The 25,748-nt window shown below is 48.3% G+C and carries 24 protein-coding genes and 1 riboswitch; of the genes, 3 read left to right on the forward strand and 21 right to left on the reverse strand.

Annotated elements, in window-relative coordinates; translation table 11 throughout:
- Positions 1 to 227: 227 nt before the first annotated feature.
- The 3 genes from ACFORK_RS16435 to ACFORK_RS16445 form a co-directional block, all read right to left on the reverse strand.
- Complete coding sequence (locus ACFORK_RS16435; RefSeq protein WP_379200782.1) at positions 228 to 1,130, reverse strand: aldo/keto reductase; 903 nt, start codon at positions 1,128 to 1,130, stop codon at positions 228 to 230.
- A 109-nt stretch (positions 1,131 to 1,239) separates the two neighbouring features.
- The gene (locus ACFORK_RS16440) at positions 1,240 to 1,554 is read right to left on the reverse strand and encodes a DMT family transporter (RefSeq protein WP_379200784.1); all 315 of its coding nucleotides are present in this window, start codon (positions 1,552 to 1,554) and stop codon (positions 1,240 to 1,242) included.
- Positions 1,555 to 1,899 (reverse strand): DMT family transporter, encoded by a 345-nt coding sequence (locus tag ACFORK_RS16445; protein WP_379200786.1) that lies wholly within the window; start codon positions 1,897 to 1,899, stop codon positions 1,555 to 1,557.
- Between the two features lie 85 nt (positions 1,900 to 1,984).
- Positions 1,985 to 2,092: riboswitch (guanidine-I (ykkC/yxkD leader) on the reverse strand.
- 142 nt (positions 2,093 to 2,234) lie between these two features.
- Between ACFORK_RS16445 and ACFORK_RS16450 the strand changes: the two genes are divergently transcribed.
- Positions 2,235 to 2,510 (forward strand): hypothetical protein, encoded by a 276-nt coding sequence (locus ACFORK_RS16450; protein WP_379200788.1) that lies wholly within the window; start codon positions 2,235 to 2,237, stop codon positions 2,508 to 2,510.
- A 167-nt stretch (positions 2,511 to 2,677) separates the two neighbouring features.
- Here the strand turns inward: ACFORK_RS16450 and ACFORK_RS16455 are convergent, their stop codons facing one another.
- The 13 genes from ACFORK_RS16455 to ACFORK_RS16515 all read right to left on the reverse strand — a co-directional run bounded on the left by ACFORK_RS16455 (position 2,678) and on the right by ACFORK_RS16515 (position 16,723).
- Positions 2,678 to 3,028 carry a hypothetical protein gene (locus ACFORK_RS16455; RefSeq protein WP_379200790.1) on the reverse strand — a complete coding sequence of 117 codons (351 nt, stop codon included), beginning with the start codon at positions 3,026 to 3,028 and terminating at the stop codon, positions 2,678 to 2,680.
- Positions 3,029 to 3,160: 132 nt separating this feature from the next.
- Entirely contained in the window at positions 3,161 to 3,688 is a 528-nt protein-coding gene (locus ACFORK_RS16460; RefSeq protein WP_379201237.1) for a GNAT family N-acetyltransferase, read from the reverse strand.
- 31 nt (positions 3,689 to 3,719) lie between these two features.
- Entirely contained in the window at positions 3,720 to 4,343 is a 624-nt protein-coding gene (locus ACFORK_RS16465) for a GNAT family N-acetyltransferase (protein WP_379200792.1), read from the reverse strand.
- 155 nt (positions 4,344 to 4,498) lie between these two features.
- Complete coding sequence (locus ACFORK_RS16470) at positions 4,499 to 6,271, reverse strand: ABC transporter ATP-binding protein (RefSeq protein ID WP_379200795.1); 1,773 nt, start codon at positions 6,269 to 6,271, stop codon at positions 4,499 to 4,501.
- The gene (locus ACFORK_RS16475; protein ID WP_379200797.1) at positions 6,268 to 8,037 is read right to left on the reverse strand and encodes an ABC transporter ATP-binding protein; all 1,770 of its coding nucleotides are present in this window, start codon (positions 8,035 to 8,037) and stop codon (positions 6,268 to 6,270) included. Before ACFORK_RS16475 ends, ACFORK_RS16470 begins: the two co-directional genes overlap by 4 nt.
- Positions 8,027 to 8,485, reverse strand: a complete 459-nt coding sequence (locus tag ACFORK_RS16480) for a hypothetical protein (protein ID WP_379200799.1) — start codon at positions 8,483 to 8,485, stop codon at positions 8,027 to 8,029. The genes ACFORK_RS16475 and ACFORK_RS16480 overlap by 11 nt, the downstream gene beginning before the upstream one ends.
- A 238-nt stretch (positions 8,486 to 8,723) precedes the next feature.
- On the reverse strand, positions 8,724 to 9,743 hold the full coding sequence (locus ACFORK_RS16485; RefSeq protein ID WP_379200801.1) for an ABC transporter ATP-binding protein: 1,020 nt from the start codon (positions 9,741 to 9,743) through the stop codon (positions 8,724 to 8,726).
- Positions 9,646 to 10,761 carry an ABC transporter ATP-binding protein gene (locus ACFORK_RS16490; protein WP_379200803.1) on the reverse strand — a complete coding sequence of 372 codons (1,116 nt, stop codon included), beginning with the start codon at positions 10,759 to 10,761 and terminating at the stop codon, positions 9,646 to 9,648. The genes ACFORK_RS16485 and ACFORK_RS16490 overlap by 98 nt, the downstream gene beginning before the upstream one ends.
- A gap of 4 nt (positions 10,762 to 10,765) precedes the next feature.
- Complete coding sequence (locus ACFORK_RS16495; protein ID WP_379200805.1) at positions 10,766 to 11,584, reverse strand: ABC transporter permease; 819 nt, start codon at positions 11,582 to 11,584, stop codon at positions 10,766 to 10,768.
- A 13-nt stretch (positions 11,585 to 11,597) separates the two neighbouring features.
- Positions 11,598 to 12,539: an ABC transporter permease gene (locus ACFORK_RS16500; RefSeq protein ID WP_379200807.1), complete on the reverse strand. Its 942-nt coding sequence runs from the start codon at positions 12,537 to 12,539 to the stop codon at positions 11,598 to 11,600.
- A gap of 20 nt (positions 12,540 to 12,559) precedes the next feature.
- Positions 12,560 to 14,194: an ABC transporter substrate-binding protein gene (locus ACFORK_RS16505; RefSeq protein WP_379200809.1), complete on the reverse strand. Its 1,635-nt coding sequence runs from the start codon at positions 14,192 to 14,194 to the stop codon at positions 12,560 to 12,562.
- A 63-nt stretch (positions 14,195 to 14,257) separates the two neighbouring features.
- Positions 14,258 to 14,974: an HAD family hydrolase gene (locus tag ACFORK_RS16510; protein ID WP_379200811.1), complete on the reverse strand. Its 717-nt coding sequence runs from the start codon at positions 14,972 to 14,974 to the stop codon at positions 14,258 to 14,260.
- 21 nt (positions 14,975 to 14,995) lie between these two features.
- Entirely contained in the window at positions 14,996 to 16,723 is a 1,728-nt protein-coding gene (locus ACFORK_RS16515) for a CocE/NonD family hydrolase (RefSeq protein WP_379200813.1), read from the reverse strand.
- Positions 16,724 to 17,034: 311 nt separating this feature from the next.
- Here ACFORK_RS16515 and ACFORK_RS16520 point away from each other — a divergent pair, with 311 nt between their 5' ends.
- Positions 17,035 to 18,381 carry an LLM class flavin-dependent oxidoreductase gene (locus tag ACFORK_RS16520; RefSeq protein WP_379200815.1) on the forward strand — a complete coding sequence of 449 codons (1,347 nt, stop codon included), beginning with the start codon at positions 17,035 to 17,037 and terminating at the stop codon, positions 18,379 to 18,381.
- 117 nt (positions 18,382 to 18,498) lie between these two features.
- On the opposite strand, the gene ACFORK_RS16525 is transcribed toward ACFORK_RS16520, so the two are convergent.
- The 5 genes from ACFORK_RS16525 to ACFORK_RS16545 form a co-directional block, all read right to left on the reverse strand.
- Positions 18,499 to 18,960 (reverse strand): hypothetical protein, encoded by a 462-nt coding sequence (locus ACFORK_RS16525; protein ID WP_379200817.1) that lies wholly within the window; start codon positions 18,958 to 18,960, stop codon positions 18,499 to 18,501.
- A gap of 245 nt (positions 18,961 to 19,205) precedes the next feature.
- Positions 19,206 to 20,552, reverse strand: a complete 1,347-nt coding sequence (locus ACFORK_RS16530; RefSeq protein WP_379201239.1) for an O-acetylhomoserine aminocarboxypropyltransferase/cysteine synthase family protein — start codon at positions 20,550 to 20,552, stop codon at positions 19,206 to 19,208.
- A 190-nt stretch (positions 20,553 to 20,742) separates the two neighbouring features.
- Positions 20,743 to 21,783, reverse strand: coding sequence for an NADH:flavin oxidoreductase (locus ACFORK_RS16535; protein ID WP_379200819.1), 1,041 nt, complete (start codon positions 21,781 to 21,783; stop codon positions 20,743 to 20,745).
- A gap of 209 nt (positions 21,784 to 21,992) precedes the next feature.
- Positions 21,993 to 22,568: a TetR/AcrR family transcriptional regulator gene (locus ACFORK_RS16540; RefSeq protein ID WP_379200821.1), complete on the reverse strand. Its 576-nt coding sequence runs from the start codon at positions 22,566 to 22,568 to the stop codon at positions 21,993 to 21,995.
- A 180-nt stretch (positions 22,569 to 22,748) separates the two neighbouring features.
- On the reverse strand, positions 22,749 to 23,255 hold the full coding sequence (locus tag ACFORK_RS16545; RefSeq protein ID WP_379200823.1) for a hypothetical protein: 507 nt from the start codon (positions 23,253 to 23,255) through the stop codon (positions 22,749 to 22,751).
- A 384-nt stretch (positions 23,256 to 23,639) separates the two neighbouring features.
- Here ACFORK_RS16545 and ACFORK_RS16550 point away from each other — a divergent pair, with 384 nt between their 5' ends.
- Complete coding sequence (locus ACFORK_RS16550) at positions 23,640 to 25,571, forward strand: ATP-dependent DNA helicase (protein ID WP_379200825.1); 1,932 nt, start codon at positions 23,640 to 23,642, stop codon at positions 25,569 to 25,571.
- The last annotated feature ends 177 nt before the right edge of the window (positions 25,572 to 25,748 follow it).

Below are 25,748 nucleotides of genomic sequence, written 5' to 3' on the forward strand. Positions count from 1 at the left end.
CAGATATTCACGACTTTCGACTTATCTCTCTGCTATTGACAGCACAAGATTAACGTTAATTTCTCCAAGTAATGGTGAAATCATACACCTCAATAATAGAATACCGACCTGAAGCATAGCTTACATAAATCAAAACCGGCCTGCAATTTCTGCTGCCCTGTATAGGCGGCAAATGCAGGCCGGTTACAAATACAAACCAAGCGTATATTCTTTTTTCCCATTGATTATCAAACCATATCCAACGGTACTTTCCAGGAAGGTTGCGGAAACGCATAATCCAGCTTTAACAATTCGTCATTATTGAGCTTAATCTTTGCAGCTGCTGCATTCTCCAGTACATGTTTTCGGGAGGACGCCTTAGGGATGGCCATGACCAGATCCTCACGAATTGTCCAAGCCAGCAGTACTTGTAGAGGTGTCACCTGATGATGATCTGCAATCTCACGGACAACCTCATTCTCCACCAGCCCCTTGCGGAGAGCCCCCGCCTGCGCAAGGGGCGAATAGGCCATGAGCGGAATCTTGTGTCCGTTCATCCAGGGCAGAAGCTCATTCTCGATGCCCCGCGAACCGAGATGATATAGCACCTGATTTACCATACAATGGCTTCCCTTCGCAATGCGCTGAAGTTCCTGCATCTCCTCAATATCCAGGTTGGATACGCCCCATCTGGCAATCTTGCCGGCGGCCACCAATGCCTCCATGCCCTCCACTGTCTCCTCCAGCGGGATTTCGCCACGCCAGTGCAGTAAGTAAAGGTCGAGGTGATCCGTGTTCAGTCGTTTCAGGCTTTCTTCGCAGCTCCGGGCCAGCCGCTCCTTACCGGCATTATGCGGATATACCTTCGAGACAAGAAAGACTTTATCTCGTATACCTTTAATCGCCTCGCTGATCATCTCCTCCGATCTGCCGTCACCATACATCTCGGCTGTGTCGATGAGATCCAGGCCAAGTTCTATGCCGAGCCTCAACGTGGCAATCTCTTCTTCTCTTGCGGAAGATGTGTCGCCCATATTCCAGGTTCCTTGGCCGATTCTGGGCACTGAAGCACCATCCGGAAGCTGAATGCGACTCTTCCGATTGGCCTGTCTGATGTCTTCCAATTCTTCTTCACTGACCTGCCAGTTCATGTTTGAAGTCCCCTTAATGAATGAGTTGTATACTTACTTACTATACTTACCCCCTTGAAACGATCGAAACCTGGAGGACGTGTCTAAATATATAATATTTATGAGAACACTAAGCTATCGCCTTTAGCCCAACCGCCGCACCGAGAATCATCACGATAAAAACAATCCGCCTCCAGTTTCTCGGCTCACCGTAGAGCAGCATGCCTAGAATGGCCCCGCCAGAGGCACCAATTCCTGTCCAAACTGCATAGGCTGTCCCCATCGGGAGGCTCTCCATTGCCAGCGCCAGAAAGAGAAAACTCCCACCAAAACCAAGCAGCAGCAGACACAGGGCCTGCCAGTTGCGGTCCTTGTTCAATTTGTTAATCATCGTTACGCCGAACATTTCTAACAGTCCGGCTACCACGAGAAATAACCATGCCACTTAAGCCACCTCCTTGCTAGGTTCTTCCTTGGTAACGAGCTTCAGGCCCACGACACCAGCCAGCAGAATCAGTACCAGTACCAATTTCAACAGCTTGAACGGTTCCCCGAACCAGATCATTTCCGCCATAATTGTACCCGCTGTACCAAGGCCAACGAATACAGCGTAGACCGTACCTACAGGTAGCTTTTGACTGGCCGAAATCATGCCGTAGAAGCTGATAACAATCGCAATGATCGTGACAAGCCACTCCCATGGAGCGGAGGCATGCTTCAGGCCGATGACCCAGATCACCTCAAAGCAGGCCGCGACCACAACCTTGGCCCAATCCAGATTATTCTTCACCTGTCTCTCCCCCTTATTAGTCCTTAACTTTCTCACTGCAGCACAATAAAAGAAGCCCGGGAGGCGCTCGTCATGAATAGACGATTCCTCCCGGGCTTTTATCCCTCCGTGTGAACACGAATCTCACGATCCGTGCGTTTTCCCTCGGACCAGACCAGCTTAGACAAGCTGCGGAACCCTAGAAAACCAAACATTGATTAAGTTACATTACATGTTAGCAAATTGGAGACTGGAACGCAAGCCCTCCCTTTCTGTACATTTCGGCTCTCACGCTTCGGGGAATGTGGTACAATTCTGAAGAAGGCCTTAAAGTCCTTTTTAAAAGGAGCGATGGAATGGGCGTTGGAATTTTAGCGATTGGTGTGCTGGTGCTTATCATTATGCAAACCATTTTACGAGATAACGGCAAAAAAAACAGCGGAAAATCAGCAAAATACAGCAATGATGACTCCGCAGGCTTCATAGCGACCTCCGGGCCAGATTTGTTTCAGAACTATACACACCCGCATGAGGAGGATAGTCCTAATCCTGATGGACCCTCCAATCCGAGCGGACATAACCTGAATGCTGGGTGCAGCCATAGCTGCGTCAATTCCAGTGGAGGGCAATGATTCAGTCAGTGGCTGTGGTAGGAGCGATTCAGGTAGCGATATTTCACATGTTCGAACATAACCTGCTCGCTATTTGAAATGTTTTAGAAAAAACAGCCCTGCGAGCTTCTGAACGGAATCAGAGAACGCAGGGCTGTTTCTCTATGACTATCAAACTCAGCAACCATTTAGCATTTCACCTCGGAAGATACCAATCGATGCGCATCCACCAATTCTCCGTTCGCATTCTTGCCCCATACCGAGATTTCAGTCTGACGTGCAACATCATCACCGACGGTGAACAGAAACTCATAACCATCCAAATTAGCATAGTTATTGTGAGTGATGACCTCATTAGGACCTACTGAAAAATCCTCAAGTACATATAAAGTTCTCGTACCATTCAGATAATACCCTTCTAGTAACACTGTGGAAGTGTTCACCGGATCGTTGTTCACAATCTTAATCGTTACCGTTTGCGTCGGTCTCTCCCCATTAACAGGAGCATTCACAATCGGACCAGTAGTTAGAATCCCCATCTTGTCTGTTCCTCCTCTCCTACACCTCAAAAGTTCTCCCTATCAATGTCAGGAAGAATTTTGATATAGTGTATGCAAGATTCGGAAGCTCGGTTTGGATGCATCGACCTTTATTGTTCTACAGCGCAGGTCTCATCGGTACTCAATCAGCCAACAATCCTGATACTCTCCTTCGTGCAGTTCATTTTTCGGTAAAAGCTTTACTTTTCTAAACCCGCATTTTTCATAACACCGGATAGCCCTGACGTTTCTTGTCTGTGGGTCCATAACCACCGCATCTGCTCGGCGATCTCCGGTCAGAAATTTAACCATAGACGTAATGAGCAATGTCCCGATACCTTTATTCCAATAATCGACTTCGCCTATGAATTGATCCATTCCATAGATTTTCTCATCCTCATAGCCATATTCCCTCTTGGTTTCGTCATCTAGCGGATAGAATTGAATGTATCCTATCTCTTTAGCATCATACTCGATAATACATCTAACCTCATCGTCTTCTTGAGCGTAAAATACCGCATTCACCTTGTCCAGATCATGAGGGTCGTCCCTTCCTGCATAAAATTCCAGCACTGTGGGATCCGACAGCCATTTCACTAACAAGACATTATCCCTTGGCTCTAGTGCACGCACCGCTAAGCTACCATTTTGAACTATCATATGATCACTCCGTTCTATATTAGCCATGACCTCAGTGAACTTTTATTATATAGCTCCAGTTGCCAACTTCCAGACCGTATCTGCTAATCACAGATTCACCGAACTCCGAAAACCCGCGTTTAGTATAAAATATTCGATTGCTATCGGTGTTGGTAATCAAGGTTAAGTCGCCCCCGCCGTTTTTCGCGATGTAGGGGAGGATACAGTCCTCTATCATTTTGCTACCCAAATGCTGGCTTTGATAATGTGGCGCTACCGCAAAGGACTCCAAGTACCAATAGGGTTCTTTTAAATCCACAAATGCATGCTTGGCCTCATCCATCACTTCCATGAGATTTCGAATCCGCGAGACCCCCGCACTCCACAATAACTTGAGACCTCCGGCAAGCACAAAGTCCCAAAATCCAATATCAGGCTTATCACGATGCTTCAGTAAAGCTGCAGCTACGATTTGCTCTCCATCAACTGCTACCAGACAGCAATGCTGGCGATAATACGCCTTTGTATTTACGAGATGCATCTGATAAAAGAAATCCTCGTTACTCTTGTTACTGCTTACCATTACGCTGAAGAGTGGATATCCTTTAAAAGCTTCATCAAATAGCACCGCTATTTGTGTTAATTCATGTTCTTCAGCTAATCTGTAATGCACCATCGTAATGCCTCCAATTCGTGCCGCTGTATATTGAAGCTCCTATCGACTACTGAACATGTGTATACTATAATTTCCGATAATCACAATTTCAATCAGCAATCCCATTTCATCATAATGGGTAGACGTTCGTCCGAACAAAGAGGGTTACCCGGAGCTTACCCCGCCTCGCTCTCCCGCCGGTTATGAGTAAACAAACTTCGATATGTCTCGCTTCGAGCCCACAGTTCTTCATGGCTGCCCTCGTCCAGCAGCATCCCGTCATCCAAAAGCACGATTCGTTCCGCTTGCTTAACCGATGAGAAACGGTGAGCCACAATAACAACGGTCCGTTCGCCAGCCAATTGATCCAGAGTTCGGTTGATCCCATTTTCCGATTCCTGATCGAGCTGTGAAGTGGCTTCATCCAGGACAACGATCCTGGCTTGCGATAACATCATCCGGGCCAAGGCGAGCCGCTGCTTCTGTCCTCCCGAGAGCTGAACACCACGCTCACCGATCATCGTCTCATACTGCTGTGGCAGCTTAAGGATAAATTCGTCCATCTGCGCTGCCGCACAGGCTTCGGTAACTTCAAGGTCGGTAGCCGAGGGCCTGGCCAGACGTACATTTTCCAGCACTGACATGTTGAAAATATTAGAATCCTGCATCACAACGCCGATCTCCCGGTGCAGCTCAAGATGCCGAATGGTTGAAATATCGCGTTCCTCTAGAACGATGCGCCCTGAATCAGGTTGATACATCCCTAGCAGCAGCTTCATCAGCGTGCTTTTACCTGAGCCGCTTCGACCGACAATAGCTACCTTCGTCCCTGCTTCAATACGGAAAGTAATGCCTTGCAGCGCCGATTTTGCAGCATTCCCATATCGAAAGCTCACATTTTCAAAGGAAATCGATCCCGCTCCTGGCAGAAGAAATGGTTTCATATTCAGTTGCGAACTCTTCTTCTCTGACTTAGCTTCCTCCAGCGTATCCTTCACCTTTTGGAGAGAGGGGATATCGTCCATGAGCTTCATATCTAGATCCATAATTTTGGCAAGCTGTGTGAAGCACTGTTCGTAATACTTCATGAACACCAGGAGACTGCCTATCGTCATATCCCCATGAATGATCAGCAGACCACCCACAAAGTACAGGTTCATGCGTGTAATAAAGAAATCCTTAAGGGCTTGAAATGAGCGATTGCCGTACCAATACATATGACGTTTGAAAAATAACCCGCTGAGCTCATGCCAATACTCGGTGAAGGCTAGCGAGCTCCTTTTCTCCATCCCATTTACCTTAACTTCTTTCCAGGCGCGAATCGAATGCTGCAGCCATCCCTCGTATCGTCCAAACGTCTCCCTGTAGTTCTCTGCGGCTTCCTTCGCTCCTTTTCCCAGCCACTTAGTCATCCAGAAGGATAGTGGCACCATCAGCAAGCCAAACAATGTCAGCTTCCAACTAAACCATGCCATCAGTAATGCGCTGGACACCAGAAAAGCAACGCTATAACCATAATCAAGCAGATGGGATTTAAACAGGCGATCTACAGCTTCAACGTCTTGGTCGATTCTATTCTTCAGGTCACCTGAATTCTGTTGTTCATAGTTCTCGAACGGCATATGTATAAACCGAGCCCACACTTTCCTGCGGACTGCGAAGGTCAATCGATTGGAAAGTTTATTCTGTGCCACCAGTTGTCCACCCGTCACTGCGCTCTCTATGACATACAGGAGGATATATCCTATGCCAATGTACCAAAGCAACCCAAGCTCACGGCCGATCATTACCCGGTCCACTAAAAGCTTGAATAGCAGTGGAGAGGCTAGCCCCAGCAGGAGTAGCATCGCATTCGCTCCAATCAATCCGCCGAACAATAACCGATGCTGTCTCCACTCCGGCTTGAACGATCGGAACCATTGCATACGTATCGTTAGCGACTGCTTCATCTACCTATGACCTCCCCGTATTCTGTATACTGTTCTGCAAAAAGCTTACGGTAGGCACTGCTCCTCTGAAGTAGCTCCTCATGATGTCCATAAGCAACGATTCGTCCCTCATCCAGCACAGCCACCTGATCAGCTTCCCTAATCGTCGAAAGGCGGTGAGCGATGATGATGATCGTCGTCTGACGACCCAGCTTGCGCCAGCTATCTCTGACCACCTGCTCCGTTTCCCCATCCAATGCGGATGTTGCTTCGTCAAAGATGACCATTCTCGGCTGCTTCATAAATGTTCGCGCAAGGGCTATCCGTTGCTTTTGACCTCCCGACATGGATATGCCCTCGGTCCCTCCTACCTTTGTGTCCAGTCCATGCGGCAGTTTGAGAATATAGTCATGGATCGCAGCTTGCTCACAGGCATGCCATAACATCTGATCACTTTGTTGTGCATTGCCCCACAGCAAATTGTCGCGAATCGTGCCTTCGAACAGATATGGCTCCTGTAGCGCCACCACAATTGAACGGCGGATCGAAGCCAACCGGCAATGCTGAATCGGCATCCCGTCAATCCGAATCTCTCCTTCCTCCGGATCGTACAGACGAAGAAGCAGCGAGATCAGCGTGCTTTTGCCGCTTCCGCTTTTTCCTACAATCGCTACCGTTTGCCCGCCTGGAATGCTTAGGCTTAAATCGCGAAGGACTGGCGTCTCTTTCCGATAACCAAACGAAACCTTCGAGAATTCTACATTGCCTTTTGTGATCAACAGATCAGGGGAATTCAGCGAGCGATCCTCTTCTTGCTCAAGCAGAAGGCCCCTCACGCGTTCAAGGGCTACTTTATTTTGCTGCAGTCTCGCGCCAGCTCCTGACATATTCTTCAGTAGGCCACTCGCTCTGGCAAAGTATTCAATCATCGCCACGAACCCGCCTACCGTCAGCTGACCATTCACAATGAGGATACTTGCAGTTATGTACAGAATCAGGTCGGATACGAGCGCAACCAAGCTAACTGCACGTTCGGAGAAGAACCCGATGCTGCTAGTTTGATTCTTAAGCCGCATATAATCGGCAAGTTGATGGACAAATTGGCGGGTAGTATAACGGTCAGCACCCATCAAGCGAATATCACGTAATCCGCCAAGCATCTCTACACACCAGCTCATCAGCTTCCCATATTGTTTGCGCTGCCGCTCCATTCGTGACTTCGTGGCCCGGTTAAATGCAAGTGTAGTAAAGGTAACCACAGGAATGACAACCACCATAAGCAGTCCTAGATACACGTTCGCGTATAAGACAAACGCTACAGCTGTTAGCAGTCTAAGGGCGTTCGCCGATAAATAAAAAATGTTCCAATGAATAAACTCCATGACCTCTTCTGTATCCCGGTTAAGGATCGTCATCAGGTCCCCTGTACGACTATTATGAAAAAAGGTGGACTTCAGGGTGAGCAGCTTATCATACAGCTTTTTACGGATATCAAATGTGAAGCGTGTGACCAGATAGGTCCACACACTGTTAAGTACCAGGTGAAGCCCTTGCTCACAGATATAGATCAAACCATAGCCTGCTACAATAAATAAGAAGAAGGACATGTTCCGATGATAGAAAACCTCATCAACCAACAGACCAAATATGTAAGGATAAACCATGCCAACAACGGATGTGACGAGCACACATAGAAACAGATTGATTAATGGCAGTCGATACCTGCGGATAATGGGCCATAACATGCGGAGCTGTGACCACACCGATTGCTGAGTGTTATTCCCCATGACTATCCCCTTTCTGGAAAAGCCGCTGCATAACCGTCTGTTTGCCGACTGGAATCTCCACGACATATGGCTTCTGCTTCCCTGATCCTTCCGCGCTGGCCCGATCCCACACTGCAGGTTCTACCTGAATGACCACAATCGTCCCCCGGTCCTCCTCATGGATACTGTTCACCTTGGCGGGATAACGATTCCCGCTTTCTTCGGTGTACCACACGACTTCATCGTTACTCTGCAGTTCAGGGGTTCCGGTGCCTAACAAGACACTCAAATGGATAACCTCTGAGTTACTGTCCGCATCAATCGTCCCCAGCGCCGAGCTGTACTGGCGAACCTCAATCCCCGTCATCAGCGCATACATGCCTCCCACCAGCAAGGCAATAATCACCAGCGCTGCTATTGGCGTCTGTATAAATGTGAAGCGATACCATTTCCAAAGCCGATCCCCCATGTGATGCACCCCGCTATTTCTTGTAATCCCCAATAAATATAGCAGTTTTTTCTAGGTTATGACAATAGATGAGAGACTTAGACGTCTCAACTTCAACTAATCGGGGTAACCCGCGTTTCTTCATGACAATAAAAAACGGGGATAGGCACCCTATCGATACATGTGCCAATCACCCGTTAAGAGCTCGCCTAAAGATATACATACCATTTTGAAAAATCCCTCTGTGCTCTTCGCGATTTTATAGGGAGGCGGTTCTGACTTCTCTAATCTTGTTCACGCTATAACTCTCCTCTGTCCACAAATGACAACTGACCGCATGCCCTTCCCTCACGTCCGCAAGGGTGGGCGCTTCCGAGAAGCATCTGTCGTGGGCGTGCATACAGCGCGTGCGGAACGCACAGCCCGATGGAATCGCAGAAGGGTCTGGCAGATCGCCCTCAAGTACGATTCGTTCCCGCTTCTGTGCCGTACGCTCTGCCGGAATGGAGGAGACCAGTGCCTGCGTATAAGGATGCAGAGGATGAGCGTACACCTCCTCCATATCACCAATCTCGACGATTTTGCCCAGATACATGACAGCCACTCTGTCACTCATATAATGGACGACATTCAGATCATGCGAGATGAATAGATACGTTAGCGATAGCTCCTGCTGAAGGTCTTTTAGCAAATTGAGCACTTGGGCTTGGACAGAGACATCCAGCGCAGACACCGGTTCGTCGAGCACGAGAAACTCCGGGTTGAGCATAAGTGCTCGCGCAATGCCGATCCGCTGGCGCTGCCCACCACTTAATTCATGGGCATACCGGCTCCGATACGACTCGTCCAGACCGATACTCTCCAGCATGTCATTGACCTTGCTCCACCGGGCCGCAGCCTTGCCCAAGCGGTTCAACTTCAGCGGCTCCTCCAGCAGCCGTCCAATCTTGAAGCGTGGATTCAGGGAGGTGAACGGGTCCTGGAAGACGTACTGAATCCGGCGCCGCAGCTCCTGCTGCTTCCGACCTTTTGAACCAGATATCTCCTCCCCATTGTAGAAAAGACCACCACCGCTTGGCTCAAGCAGCCTGGCCGTTATCTGGCCTAATGTCGACTTGCCGCAGCCACTCTCGCCGACCAATCCCAGCGTCTCTCCCTTCCGTATCGAAACAGAGACACCGTCAACGGCTCGTAGCACCTGTCTCTTCTGCGGCCACACTCGTTTCGTATAATACTTCTCCAGTTCCCTCAGCTCGATCAGCGGTATTTCGGTTGTCACCCTTTTTCACCCCCTCTTCCGCTACCAGAAAGCAGCTGGATGTATGCCCGAATCCAACCGGCGACAGCTTAGGTTGCTCTGTTCGGCAACGTTCCATGGCATATTGGCAGCGGGGAGCGAAAGTACAGCCAACCGACCGCTCATGTAGACCCGGAACGACACCCGGGATCGAGTGTAGCCTGTGACCTTTATGGGATGGCGACGGAATAGAGTTCAGCAGCCCAATCGTATACGGATGACGAGGCCGGTCAAAAATATCTCCCACCGTCCCTTCCTCCACGATCCGTCCCGCGTACATCACTGCAATCCGGTCACACATCTCCGCGATAAGACCAAGATCATGTGAGATCAGTACAATCGAAGTTCCGTCCTGATCGCGGATCTGCCGCATGACCTCCAGAATTTGCGCCTGGATGGTCACGTCCAGCGCCGTGGTCGGTTCATCTGCGATCAACAGCCCGGGATTGCAAGCGATAGCAATGGCGATCATCACCCGTTGCCGCATGCCGCCAGAGAGCTGATGCGGATATTCCTTCAGCAGCTTTTCTGGACGCGCCAGACCAACCTTACGGAATAGCTCAATAGCCTGTGCCGCAGCCTCCTGACGGGAATAGCCCAGGTGGAGACGCAGTCCTTCCGTCACCTGATAGCCTATCGTCAAGCTGTTATTCAGGGAACTCATCGGGTCCTGAAAAACCATGGCTACTTCCCGGCCGCGGATATTCCGCAGCTCCTTCTGCTTCAGAAGATGTAAAGGTTGCGCCGTACCCTCCCGCTCCCCGTACCAGATTTCCCCGCTGCTGATTTCCATCGCCTTGGGCAGCAGTCCGAGCATTGAAAGTGACAACACGCTTTTGCCACAGCCCGATTCGCCGACAATCCCCAGTGTCTCTCCCCGAGATACCGACAGCGAGATTCCGTCCACTACAGTCAGCCGTTCCCGCCGCCGTCCTTTCAGTTCTATTCGTAGATTGCGGATGTCCAGTATCTTCTGACGTTCCGTTTCCCTCTCAGCCACTTAGTCATCCCCCTCTGTTCACGTTGTCGCGCAAATCGCGGATACCATCCCCGAGCAGGTTGAAGCCAAGCACCGATAATGTGATCAACAGCCCCGGCGCCAGCGCATACCAAGGTGCCTTGTTCAAATATCCTTGCGCTTCGTTCAGCATCCTGCCCCAGCTGGGATCAGGTGGCTGAACGCCAAGTCCCAGATAGCTGAGCGCCGCTTCTACCAAAATCGCCGTCGAGAAGCTAAGTGCCGCCGTTGTTATAATAGAAGAAATAATATTGGGTAGGATCTGAATAAAAATGACGTTGAAATGTCCTGCGCCAATTCCTCTTGCCGCTCGCACATAGTCCGCTTCCCGGTGCTGCAGTACGCCGCTGCGAATCACCCGTGCGAAGGATGGGACGGATAACACACCTATAGCGATAATAGTCTGGAACAGATTTGGCTTGAAGATAGACACTAGCAACAGCGCCAGCAGAATGCCGGGAAAGGCCAGCAATGCATCCGTAGCCCGCATCATCAACTCATCGACCCAGCCTCCCACATACCCGGCTAAGGTACCCACAATGAAACCACAAGTAAGGCCAATCGCTACGGATATAGAGCCGACCAGAAAGGCTGTCTGTGCCCCGACCATAATGCGGCTAAGCACATCTCGCCCGAAGTTATCCGTTCCCAGCCAATGCGCTGAGCCCGGTGCCTGCAAGCGTTCGGTTATACTCATGACATTCTCCCCATAAGGGGTGTAGAAGAGGCTGATTATCATAATGACAAGCAGCAGCCCTACGAACAGACTACCGAGCACCAGACTGAAGCTTTTATTTATCCTCATCCTTAAGAGCCCTCTACTTTAGACGAATTTTCGGGTCCAACCAGCGGTAAGACAGATCGACAATAAAATTAATGATAATGACAGTGACAGCGATTAGCAGCACCAGCCCCTGCACCAGCGGATAATCACGGTTGCCGATGGCGGTAATCAGCAGACTGCCGAAGCCTGGCAGTGTGAAGACCTGTTCAATGACAAGACTACCGGCCAGCAGTTCGCCAAAATTAATCCCGACAATAGTTATGACCGGCAATAGCGCATTTTTGAGCACATGTATATATTGAATCGACCGTTCAGACAGCCCTTTGCTTCTGGCAGTACGCACATAATCCAGATTCAGCTGTTCCAGCATCGTGGTGCGCAAATACCGGACAATCACTGCGATCTGCGGAATCGCTAGCGCAACAGCGGGCAATACAATCGACTTTAATGCCAGAAGTGGACTCTCTGACCACGGTACATAGCTACTGACCGAGAACCACCTCAGCGTCAGCCCGAACACAAGAATCAGGATGATGCCCATCCAGAAGGAGGGAATGGCTAATCCGAACTGTGTGCCGATCGAGATGAGAGCATCCCATTTCTTGCCGTGCGATTTGGCGGCCAGAATACCAAGCGGCACCGCTGTAAACACGGAAATCACTAGCGCAAGCAGCGCCAGTGATAACGTGACAGGAACACGGCTGATGATCAGCTTCAACACCGGCTCCGAGAAACGCAGTGATTCGCCGAAATCCAGCAGAGCCGCGTTACCAAGCCAATCACCGAATTGGACCAGAAGGGGACGGTCGGTGCCGAGCTTCGCTTCAAGCAGAGCAATCTGCTCATTCGACGCCTCCGTTCCCAGAATGGCCAACGCCGGATTACCAGGGATGATGCGAAAGGCAGTGAACGTCAATACTACGACGAACAATACCGTCAAAAAGAGCGTGACTAACCGGCGTGCGTAATAGTTCATGCCTTGAATCCTCCCGCAGGTTACTCCGTAAAGTGCACGGTCGACAGATCCTGTACATAGATCGGATACTGCTTGTATCCGGTCAGCTTTTTGCTGATAGCTACGTTCAGGTTAGGGTCCATAATATACACAGCTGCAGCATCGTCAGCCAGAATGGTCTGGGCTTTTTTATACAACTCCACCCGCTTGGCATCGTCCACTTCCTTAACGGCAGCTTTCAGCGTCTCATCAAACTCCGGATTTTTATAGTTGAAAAAGTTGTTCGGCGAATCTGACAGATACTTGTTCAAAATAGAGTACGGGTCGAGCTTGCCATCCAGCCCGATAATCGTCAGATCGTAATCACGACCTTTATAAATCCGTTCCAGCCAGACTGCCCATTCCACAGGCTCGATCTTGACTTTAATGCCAATTTGCGCAAGCTGCTGAGCGAAGACCTGTGCCGTATCGACATGGAATTGGTAGTTGGACGGCACCGACAAGGTAGTTTCAAAACCATTCGGATAACCGGCCTCGGCGAGCAAACTCTTGGCTTTCTCAATATCCGTGGCGTATTTATCCTCCAGACCTTCCTGATAGTACTTGGCAAGTACAGGGCTTAGATTGGAACCTAGCTTGGTTCCCTTGCCCAGTGCAACCCCGGCAATAATCTCATCTTTGTTAACCGCATAGTTGATCGCCTGACGCACCTTGACATCATTGAACGGTTTTCTGGCAATGTTGAAGGTCACGAGCTGCACCAGATTTTGCGGGGCACTGACGGCGTTGAACTTATCAGCCACTTCCTCAAGCCGTTCTGTCCCGATCCGTGGATAAATATCCGCCTCTCCTGACTTCAAAGCCAGTAGCGCAGCTTCACTGTCCGTAATAATCCGGAATTCCACCTGATCCAGCGAAGGGATATCCTTCACGTAATAATCGGAATTCTTCTCAACAACAAGACGCTGTCCGGGCAGATACTCCTTGAACTTGAACGGGCCTGTGCCGATAGGCGTTTTGTTACTGTCCTCATAACCTTCCGGAATAATCGCTCCGCTCGCCGCGGTCAAGGAGGTCAGGAACGAGGAATTATTCTCCTTCAGCTTGAAAACAACCGTTGAAGCGTCTGGCGCCTCAATCGAGGCTACACTTTCATAAGCTGTGGACAGTGGCTTGCCTGTGGCGGTACCCGCCAGGCGGTCATAAGAATACTTCACATCTGCAGAGGTCACGGTTTTGCCGTTATGGAACTTTACACCGCTGCGGATTTTGAAGGTATAGGTCAAGCCGTCCGGGGATACCTCATAGGATTCAGCAACTGCCGGATACAGCTCGCCTTTATCATTCGGTTTCAGAAGACCTTCAAACACGTTGAACAGCACTTCGGCCGTTCCAGCCGCTACCGCCAGATGAGGGTCCAAATAATCCAGATCCTGCGGGATAATGACGACGACCTTGCCTCCGCTTTTCGGTTCAGCACTCGGTGCTTCTGTACTTTCAGGAGCTTGCGTTGCTTCTGTACTACTGGTGGGCTGTGACTTTGACTGTGACTGTGAAGCGTTCGTTTTCGCTGTATCTTTGCCGCAGGCAGATAACACCAGCACCATGAGTACAGCCGTAATCAACGAGAGGACATATAAGGATTTCTTTGTGTTCGTTAGCTTTTTGTTCGTCATCTTCTTTCCCACCTTTATCTTAGTAATGTGCAATCGTTAATGCCTCGCGATAATGTACACTTACTAGCCCCTTGATATTTTCTTCGGTGATGCGCCCAGCAGCTGCGGAAGTTCCTTAATGGATGAAAGAGTCGGCACTTGCCCAATCTCCTCAATCCCAAGCTTGCCAAACCGGTTGATGAGACAGCTCTCCATCCCCACGCGCTGACTGCCAATGACATCGTCATAATAGTTGTCACCCACATACAGACTCTGCCCGGCACTCACTCCCGCCAACTTCAGCGCCTTCCGAAAAATGACCTCATCCGGCTTCACCGCGCCCACCTCTGAGGAAATGACAATCTGATCAAAGAAGGGCAGCAGCCCGTTCTCCTCCAGCACCGATCTCGCCGTAAGATCCCAGTTACTGATCAGACCAATCCCGTAAGAACGCTCTTTAAGGGCACCCAGCACTTCCAGTGTCTCAGGGAACGCCCGCCAGCCGCTCTGCTGCTGGGCCTCAATTTCCCGCAGCCGTCTGCATTGGCGGACCAGATCGAAATGTACGTTCAGAGAGTAATTCAATATACCGATGTACCACGGATAGAACGTATCCGTATCCTTGCCTAGCGCCCCTTTATATTGACGCATGAACAGTTTGTCGGTCTGATGATAGGCTTTTTCAATGGCCTGCAGAGACCTCTCTATGCCTTGTTCGAGCAGAAATTCACGGTACGCCGCCTCCCTTTCCAAATAAACCAGCGTGTATCCAAGATCAAACCAGATATAAGCTACTGTCATCCCCTGCACCTCTTTTGTTTTTCATTCCTCGATGATCGGCAGCTCAAGCCTCGATGGATAATTGTTATCGTGAAAAAGACTCTGCGTCGCTGTAACGAAATCCCTCTCCGTCACCTCTCCGGGATTCAGCAACCGGTTCGGATTCCGGTCAAAGGTGGGGAACAATGAACTTGTCACATCCAGCCTGATCGCATGCCCTGGTAAAAATTCTATCGCCGTTGGCCCAAGCGAGAGATGGAGCTCCATCACCTCACCCGGAATAATCGGCTCGCGCCGCTCCAGTCCGTTCCGGTAACTGACCCGTAAAATGCCTTCTGCAACATTGAACGCCCGACCATCCGGATGGACATCGACCAGCTTAGCAACAAAATCTGTATCCTCGGCACTCGAAGAAACGAAGAGGACAGCGACAACCTCTCCAATGACGGTCAATCCCTTGGTCAGCGGCTCCGAGGTATAGACGAGCACATCGTTCCTCAGTTCCACAGGGATTTGATTCTTCGGCCCCATCGGCGTTAAATCTGGTACAGCGCCCGACCTCCCCCCAAGCGCAGGCACCGGAATGGAAGGATGATAGACATAGACATCCGGATATTCATCCGTTGGATGCAGCGTATCTAGTCGCCCATCTCCATTGATGGAGTTGGCTTTACGCGTGCTATGTAAGTAGTAATCCGTAATTCGTGTCCCAGGCAACGGCCACTCTTCCGCCTGCCGCCAGCTATTGCTTCCCATCAGGAAGAACTGGATGGGGATGTTCGCTGTTTCACGACCCTGCGGCACCTTACCCTTCAGCCATCTGTCGAACCACTGCAGTTGCAACTCATCGATCCGGTTAACCGCTTCCGGCCCAAAATCCATTTCGCCTACATATCTGGACCATGGCATATGGAACCATGGCTCGATGTATAGCTGCTGGTTCTCTCTGGCGGTCTCAGTGGCCCCATGCTGGCGGACACCGTTGTAGTTCTCAATCGTTCCGTCAATGAACAGGTCATACCAGCCGCCGATATGCAGAGCAGGCACCTCAATCTTCTGATACTGCTCCTTTAGTGACGAGGGAAGCCAGTATTCCTCTCTTTCTGGATGCTCCAACCATTCTTTATAAAAGGGAACTAGCTCCTCAAGCGGCTCCGGCAGCTCCTTTAGCGGGAGCTTGCCATATAACGAATGGATTCCCGCATACAGCCCAGGGATGTCCGCCGCCCAATCACTCCGCCCCCGGTGCAGCGCTGTGTCCTGGGCCACGAATAGCACCCAGGATAACAGACTCGCGAGTGCAAAAGCGCCATTGCGATACGTCTTTCCCTGATAGGCGTCTGAACCGATCATTCCCGGAGCAATGCATATCAGCGCTGGTGGCCGTGCTAATGCCGCTTGCCATTGCACTGCCCCGCAGTAGGAGAACCCGTACATGCCAACCTTGGGTAGGGCGCCAGGAAGCGCCGATACCCATTGAACCGTGTCGTATCCATCCTCCTCCTCATAGCTATTAGGATGAAACTCACCCTCTGAAGCCCACCGCCCTCTGACATCCTGTACCACGACAATATATCCCTGCCGCGCATACCAGGACGGATGGGCATAGTTCATACTCTGGGCATCTTCCTTGTTATATGCCGTTCTGAGCAATAGCACCGGATAAAGACCTTCGGATTCAGGGCGGTATACATCCGCATACAAGAGGGTTCCATCTCTCATCGGTACTGGCACATTTCGTTCTACGACTGCCGCGCCTATCCTTGCCACTTCCCCACCTCATCTCATAAAAAAAGATGCAGCTCTAAATAGTTGATTTAGAAGCGGCATCTCCAGTTGACTGGTCGCGCATTTATTTCCGAGTAATTCAATCGGTTATATTGAGGTCATAGTATCGCAAATTTTAACAATCGTCAACAACCTATTTTTTTGCTAATAATTTGAAAATTTAATATTGACAAACCTAGTTCATCTATTTAAAATCTTTTGCATAAATACCCATTAATCAAACCTACATACTTATTGATTATATGAGTTTCGACCAGTCAACTGGAGACCCTCATTTAGGAGGAATGCCCCAAATGACACGCAAAAGAGAAATTAAATTATCCGCTTATCTCGTCGGAACAGGTATGCATGCTTCATCGTGGAGACTAGAGTCAGCACATCCTGGAGCCAGCATAGATATTGATTATTACCGTGAGCTTGTCCGAACCGCTGAACGCGGAAAGTTCGATGTGGCTTTTCTCGCAGACAGCCTCGCGATTAATGAACAATCCCACCCCAATATCCTCAACCGCTTCGAGCCTATTACGCTAATCGCCGCACTGGCAGGCTCCTCTTCCAAGATCGGTTTGGTAGCCACCGCTTCAACCTCTTACATTGAACCCTTCAATTTGGCTCGTCTATTCCTGTCCGTGGATCAGATCAGTAAAGGAAGAGCAGGCTGGAATATCGTCACCACCCGGGACTTGTCCGGGAACACAGCCCGGAACTTCGGAGCAGAGTCCCACTTCGAGATCAATCATCGCTACAAAAGAGCCGAGGAATTCGTAGATGTCGTGCGCGGCCTGTGGGATTCCTGGGAGGATGATGCTTTTCTGTATGACAAAGAGTCCGGACAGTTCTTCGATCCAGATAAGCTGCACCGGCTCCATCATAAAGAGGAGTTTTTTGCTGTGGAAGGGCCACTTAATATTGCCCGTTCCCCGCAAGGTCATCCCGTGCTGGTTCAAGCAGGGAATTCGGAGGCCGGGCGGAGGTTCTCGGCACGAGTCGGAGAAGTGGTTTTCGCCATAAAATATAATTTTGAGGATGCCAAAGCCTATTATCAGGAGTTTAAGCAAGAAGTGGCCTCATATGGCCGGAACCCGGACGACGTCTTTATTCTGCAAGGAATATCTCCAGTCATTGCCCCCACGGAGGAAGAAGCCTATGCCAAGTTAAAACGCTTGGAAGATTTGCTACCGGATAGCGATATTCTCGACTTCCTGGCCGATTATTTTAAAGAGCTTGATTTCAGTGGATTTACGACACAAACCACCGCCGCTCAGGCAGGACTGGTTCACTTGGAAGCCCGGAATCCTGACTATGCCAAACATCAGCCTGTCATTGCCCGGGAGAACCCTACACTCAGGGAAGTTTATTCTCTCATTATCGGATCCTTCAGCCAGGATCATCTGGTAGGTACACCGGAGAAGATTGCGGATACTCTGGAAAAATGGTTTTTGGAAGGCGCAGCCGATGGTTTTATGCTAATGGCCCCCTCTTTGCCAGACGGACTTGAAGAATTCGTGGATCAGGTCGTGCCGCTTCTGCAGCAACGTGGGTTGTTTCGCACCGAATACGAGGGCAGTACATTAAGAGAACATCTCGGGCTGGAAGTCCCGTCGAATCGTTATGCAGCTAAGGAGTCCGCTTCGTTGTAGTGGGTTACCTAGGAATAAAATCGCCAGCACTCAAAAAAAATTAAAGCAGCGACTCTCTAAAACACTGGAGAATAGCTGCTTTTTGTATGCATAAGTTTTAAGTGCAAGAGCTTGATATCACTTTTTAAATAAATCGCGGATAACCTCTAGATCAAAGTCGTTCGTTATTTTGTAGGATTGGATTTTATTTTTAGGAATCTTTGCATTATATTCATAAGTTTCTAAATAATTTTGATCATAGAGTGTGATTCCAAACTTCAAATTCTCACTCTTTGTCTCGATGGTTATCCAATATGAATCATTATATTTAATGTTAGATAGCCTCGACTTACGTAAGTTTATCTGAGCGAGTGTGCCTAGTATTTTATCGATCTCGCCCGGATCTGTAATGGTTACTTCGTTTTCATCTACAGCAGCTCCTGATTTATCAATTTTAATGGAGCTTACTTCTGCTACATCCAATTGGTCCAATACAGCTTTTTTAAAAGTCGTGTTACTCGGAGACATATAGAAGATGCCTAAACCAACGATGATTAGCATCACTATTCCGAATAAAATGTATTTATTACGCTTGTTCATAAGAACGTCTCCTTTTAATCAGAGGATTCCTAATTCATGAGTGTCGACGACTGCTCATACTACCTGAATTATAGCAAAATAAGGAATATTCTCAACCTCTGTAAGCACCGCCATTGCTGGTTTTAGGTAACATTAAGCAGGCATGTAAACTGGCTTATATGTTCACAAAACAATAAAACGGCCTTGTCGCAAGTAAATGCGAAACAGGGCCGTTTTGTGTATTAATCCATTCTGGCTAAACGTTGCTAACCTGTTATTTGCTCCGCCTCTGGAGCTGCTGTCTCCTCAGTTGCATCCGCCACAGCTAGTTGTGCCTTCCGAATCGCTTGTTCTAAATCCTCCTTCAGATCCTCGGGATCTTCAATGCCGATCGACAACCGAATCAGGTCGGGAGTTATTCCTCCGGCGAGCTGCTGCTCCGGTGAGAGCTGGGCATGTGTCGTACTGGCCGGATGGATCACCAGCGATTTGGCGTCCGCCACATTGGCCAGATGCGAGAACAACTCTAGATTATTGATGAAGACATTCGCGGCCTCATAGCCTCCTTTTAAACCAAACGTAAAGATCGACCCTGGCCCCTTCGGAAAATACCGCTCAGCCAACGAGTAATATGGACTGCTAGGCAAGCCCGGATAATTGACCCAGGCCACATCCGGGTGGTTTTCCAAATACTCAACGACAACTCGCGTGTTCGCAAGATGCTTTTCCAGCCGCAGAGACAAGGTCTCCAATCCTTGCAGCAGTAAAAAAGAATTAAACGGACTGATCGCCGCCCCCATGTCTCGTAAAAACTGCACCCTGACTTTGGTGATATACGCTAGTTCTCCGAACTTCTCGACATAACGAAGATTATTGTAGCTGCGGTCTGGCTCCGTAAAACCCGGAAATCTGCCACTGGTCCAATCAAAGGTGCCGCCATCCACAATCAAACCGCCGATGGAGGTGCCATGCCCGCCAATATATTTGGTCGCAGAATGCACCACAATATCCGCACCGTGCTCAAACGGACGTACAAGATAAGGGCTACCGAACGTATTATCCACGATCAATGGGAGATGATGTTCATGAGCAATATCAGCTATGGCTTGGATATCAGCAACATTCAAACCTGGATTGCCAATCGATTCAACGAACAGCGCTTTGGTCCGGTCCGTGATGGCACGACGAAAATTGTCAGGATCATCTGGGGATACAAACACGGTATTAATGCCCAGCTTCGGCAGACTGACATCCAGCAGATTGAACGTACCGCCGTACAAAGTGTTAGCTGCAACAATCTCATCTCCGGCTCCTGCCAGATTAAAGATTGCATACGTTACTGCTGTGGAGCCTGAAGCTACGGCCAACGCCCCCACTCCGCCTTCCAGAGCGGCGATCCGCTGCTCCAGCACAGCATTCGTCGGATTGCTGATCCGCGTGTAAATGTTGCCCTCTTCTTCAAAATTAATCACCGCACTAGCATGATCCGTGCTTTTAAATACAAAAGAGCTGCTCTGATAAATCGGCACCGCCCGTGCACCAGTAGCCTGATCCGGCTCTTGCCCAGCATGCACCTGCAACGTATCGAATCTCCACTTCTTGCTTCCGTTCAGCCTTTCACTCATCCGCTCTCTCTCCTTTGGCGATAAACGCAAATAGGAGACTGGGCGGATCACATGTCGTGAAATCCGCCTCAGTCTCCAGTCGAACTGGTCAACCACACCAATATATTATTATGTCGATGAGATAAGTATGATTTAAATTTTACATATAATAGTGTGTTCTGTCAATTCGGAGAAAGTATTAATGAAGTGTCTTTAGGGCCTCTGCTGTAAAAGGAATCAGCTCATCTGTCCGGCCGTCACGGATTTTATCTGCCCAAGCAGGATCTGCTAACAGAGCACGACCTATGGCTACCAAGTCAAACTCTTCATGTTCGAGCTTTTGAATCAACCGGTCAATCCCAACATGATTTGCACCTTTTCCTTCGGCGAACAAACTAGTGAAATCTCCATCCAGGCCAACAGAACCAACTGTAATGGTCGGTTTGCCTGTCAGCTTCTTGGTCCAGCCGGCAAAGTTCAGCTCAGAGCCCTCGAATTCAGGTTCCCAGAAACGGCGAGTGGAACAGTGGAAAATATCCACGCCTGCATTAACCAGTTGCGCCAGGAACTGTTCCAGTAGTTCCGGTGTTTCAGCCAATTTTGCTGTGTATTCAGTAGATTTCCATTGCGATAAACGCAGTACAATCGGGAAATCCGGCCCAACTGCCTTACGGCAAGCCTCAATGACCTCCACGGCAAAACGTGTGCGTGCAAGCATATCACCGCCATAACGATCGGTACGCTGATTGGTTTTTTCCCAGAAGAATTGATCGATCAAATATCCATGCGCACCATGTAACTCAATACCATCAAATCCAAGTCGCTTAGCTTCGGCTGCTGCCTGTGCAAAAGCTTGAACGATATCAGCAATTTCCACTTCCGAATAATCATTCACTTGGCCTCGTGCTCCCATATGCCAGATCTGTGGGATAATCTTACCGCCCGCTTCATGCACCTCAGCTACCACATTGGCCCAGCCGTTTAGTGCAGCTTCACCATAAAAGAACGGAACGTTGGCTTGATTGGACGCATCCGGATGATTGATCACCGTTCCTTCAGTCACAATAAGTCCCACACCATTTTCAGCTCTGCGGCGGTAATAGGCAGCTACGTTTGCACCAGGCACGCCGTCCGGAGAAAATTGCCGGGTCATTGGTGCCATCACAATGCGACTAGATAATTTCAAGTTGCCTAATTCAAAAGACGTAAACAAGGGTTCTACAGATTGAGTATGGTTCATAATATCCTCCAAATTTAATATATTTTTCGAAAAAATCTAATTATTATCACAGACTTGTCGCCTGCGCTTAAGATCAGCTTGACTTCGATTCGAATTTAGCCTGAAGGCGCATCTCGAAAAGCATCACCTCCTTTAATTTAATAATAGCGTTCTACTGATAGCGACGACATTTACTTGACTACGTAGTCAAAAACTTGGCAAAAAAAAGATCAAGGCGATATTAAAGAAAAAGACACGCGTAATACTGCCTCGACCTGTTCCCGGGATGCACCTGATTTTTCCATCATCCTCGCGCCGATAATAGCGTTGTGCAGATAGGCTGCCAACTCTTTGCTGGAATAACGGGACGTAATCATTTGCTGCTCTTGGCCACTGATGATAATCTTCTCTAGCACATGTTCTGCTTCAGCAAACATCAACTCTATTTCACGGGTGACCTGATCGTCTTCTGTTCCGAACTCCATTGCGGAATTTACCATCAGGCATCCGCGGCATGCGATTTCCTCGCTCAGAAGAAAGTCAAGTAAAGACTCCAGCTTGTTCAGTGGCGACATTTCCTGAGCATCCAGCTTTTCTAATATCTCTGTATTTTGCTCACGATAATGTACCAACGCCTTTAAGAACAACGAACGCTTGTCGTTAAATACACCATACAAACTTTGCTTTTTAACCCCAGTCGTACGAGTTAGATCCTCATAGGAGGTTGACTTATATCCTTTGTTCCAAAACACTTCCATAGACTGGTGCAACGCACGATCGACATCAAATTCTCTTGGTCTGCTCATGGGAGTTACTTTATCACTTTTTGACTACAGAGTCAACAACTTATCATTAGGGACATTCTACAGACTAAGATGGTGAAGATTTTACTTCGTAGCTCACCTGCCCCATTTGCACAACACAACACAATACAAAGAAGAGCCGTGTCAACACGGCTTTAACTTTGTCGATAGTTACATCTCATATTAATCTTTTTTGAAAAATTCATCTCCCTCAAACAGATCCTTCTGAGAAGCTATTTTCATCTCTGATTTTGTTTCTAGTTCCATCATCACCTTGCCCGAAGCATGTTTGCCAGCCCATTTAATTGCACTACTCCCTTTGGGTATAGATATTGTAAGCTCAGTTGCTCCTTCCCCATTCCAAAGAGTTATCAATTCTTTATATTCATTAACCTGAATAATTTTAAATTTATCGTCTTTAGCATTTCCGTTAATGTTAATCTTTGTGGTCACGTCAGCATCTGAAGTTATGCTCCATACAGTATAGACCCCTGAAAAGCCCGAGAATTTTATCTCTGCATGGTCCTCTGTAATCTTTCCTGTCTTACTGCTAAATGTGTAGCTATCCCCTGAATCCATTAAACGCTTGTTATCATTGAAGATCTTCTCTTGATTATTTGATCCAGTCCCACATCCCCCGACATTAAAAATAAGCAATATAATGGAAAATGTTTTTAACAGTTTATTCAAAAGATTGTCTCCTTTAAATAGAGTTTATTTCCTTCATTTACAAGAAGCATTTTACTACAATCGAATTGAAATTAATGCTAAAAATATCATTATTTACAACAAAAATTCCATCAACGTCCGCTTCTCTATCCACTCATCCTTCCGGCTGATGCCAAGCGCCTTGATAATTGCCCACTATGCACTCCTTCTCCGCTTTATGTTCTCACACTTGACTGTAAGTGTAGTTTAGAAGATAATTACAACCTCACCAAAAAACTATAGCAGGAAGAACATTGATTATGAAAAGGGGCGGTCGTTATTAGCTGGTTAAGTGATCTCTATAAATTACAGAAGCGGGAGCTAAAAAAGGACATCGAGCCCTCTTTAGTCAATGCCATCTTCCGGATGTACGATAGATTTCCCCGGATTGGACTTAAAGAGCGGCTCGGGCAGCAAGATATGTCTCTGGATATCGCGGATGCTTATATTAATGGACGCAATGCAATGATTGAAGCCGGAGTTGGCATCGGTAAGTCCTTTGCATACCTCATTCCCAGCCTGCTCATTAACCAGATCTCACAGCAACCGGTCATTATTGCCACATCCTCCATACAGCTTTCAGAACAGATACATAAGGATCTGAGGTTCATCGGAAGCCGGCTCGGATTTACAAGGGTTCGCTCTGTAGTCGGAAAAGGGATGGGACAGTACGCTTGCCGTTACAGAGCAGCAGACCTGTTACAGACGGATGATTCAAGTTCCCCGCTATCCACACTTGCCCGGCAGATTGTGAATTATGAAATTGATGAGAGAGCAGATATTAAGGGCGGTATTAGTGATGCTGTATGGTCCAACGTGTGTGTCAATGATTGCAAATTTGAACGTTGCCAATATAAAAGTACATGTTCGTTTTACGAGATGAGGGCTAAAATTAATGCAAACGCCAGCGATATGGATTTTATCATCGTCAACCAGGACCTGCTCATCCGTGATTTGATCAAGAAAAAAGAAGGAACAAAGGGATTAATCACTGAACGGCCCGCTCTGATCGTAATAGATGAAGCTCATAATTTGGAGGCAAAGGTTAGAGATGCCGGGACGCTCGAGTTTACATTCCGCAGAACCGGCCGTATTCTGGATGACGCTCTACAGATTCTCTTCAAGCAATCCGCAGATAGGGAGCTTATGGCGCAATTCAAATTTTTAAAAAGATGTGTTAGCCATATTTTCAAACAGGTCGAGGCAGATTTGCTACAGACAGCCAAGCAGGACAATGACCGTATAAAAGTATCGGAGATCACAGGAGTTCCCTTAAAACGAGGGTCACAGATTTTAAAAGCGTGTAGTCTCAGCCTTTCCGTCTTAACTTCCAAGCATGAGCGGGAGATCGATAATCTTTTTGAGGATATCAACGGACTTATAGAACTTTTTGATGTACTCGCCGGAGTGAAGGATAATTATCTGATATGGGCAAGCAACACCCAGCGGGAGAGTACCATCAGCATCTGTCCTAAAGGCATAAGCCAATTTTTAAAATATACGTTATTTAACGGGAAGACCTCCGTTGTTTTAACATCAGCTACCATGTGCCAAAGCGGCGACACGCTGGAGGAACAATACGCATATCTTACGCAATCCCTCGGTTACAGGGGAGATTATATGGAGCGCCAGGCCTCACCGTTTGATTATGACAATCACACCATGATGTATATTGCGAAGGACATCCCCTATTATAACCATCAGAACCGGGAAGCTTATCTTGAAGCGGCATACAAGGAAATGATGAGGCTCTGCAACTTAACGGATGGGCGGACTTTGGTCCTTTTTTCAGCTAAGGAGGATATGAAGTACATTCATAAGAAGTTACACTCCGAGAAGCTTGAATGGGCGCTACATGTGCAAAGAGAAGGCTCGTCCCAGGACGGGGTGATCGCTGAATTCAGGGGCAGTAAAGGTGTTCTTCTTAGTACCGGTGTATTCTGGGAAGGCGTGAATATCGAAGGCTCCGATCTGTCGCAGTTAATCATTTTCCGCCTGCCCTTCCCTGTTCCTTCCGATCCTGTCTATGAATATAAAGCATCAATGGCAGACAATCCGTTGAAGGATGTTTTTGTACCGGACATGCTGCTCCGCTTAAGACAAGGAACCGGGCGGCTAATCCGCAGCGAAACTGACCTTGGTGTACTCAGCATACTGGATTCCCGTCTGTCCACCGCAGCCAAGAAGGATTACCGGGATAAGGTACTGGGGGCTTTACCTTTTAAAAAGGTTACTGAGGATTTTAGGGTTCTGGAGAGGTTTGTGGAGGAGAAGGGGATACAGCTTGGTGATAAGTAGAAACGGTAGCGCAAACCATTAAATTCTTATATTTTTGAAAAGGAACAAGCCTGATGAGCTTCTGCGCCAGGTTTGTTTTTTTCTTGCTGCGCTTGCTTTTCATGATAAATGGAAAAAAGAAACCTCTACTCAGATAAGTCAACGCTTCGCCTTACAAAACTCATGATACAGCTTCAT

Source organism: Paenibacillus sp. GCM10012306 (assembly GCF_042649265.1).
In the GTDB taxonomy this organism is placed as follows: Bacteria; Bacillota; Bacilli; order Paenibacillales; family Paenibacillaceae; genus Paenibacillus_AQ.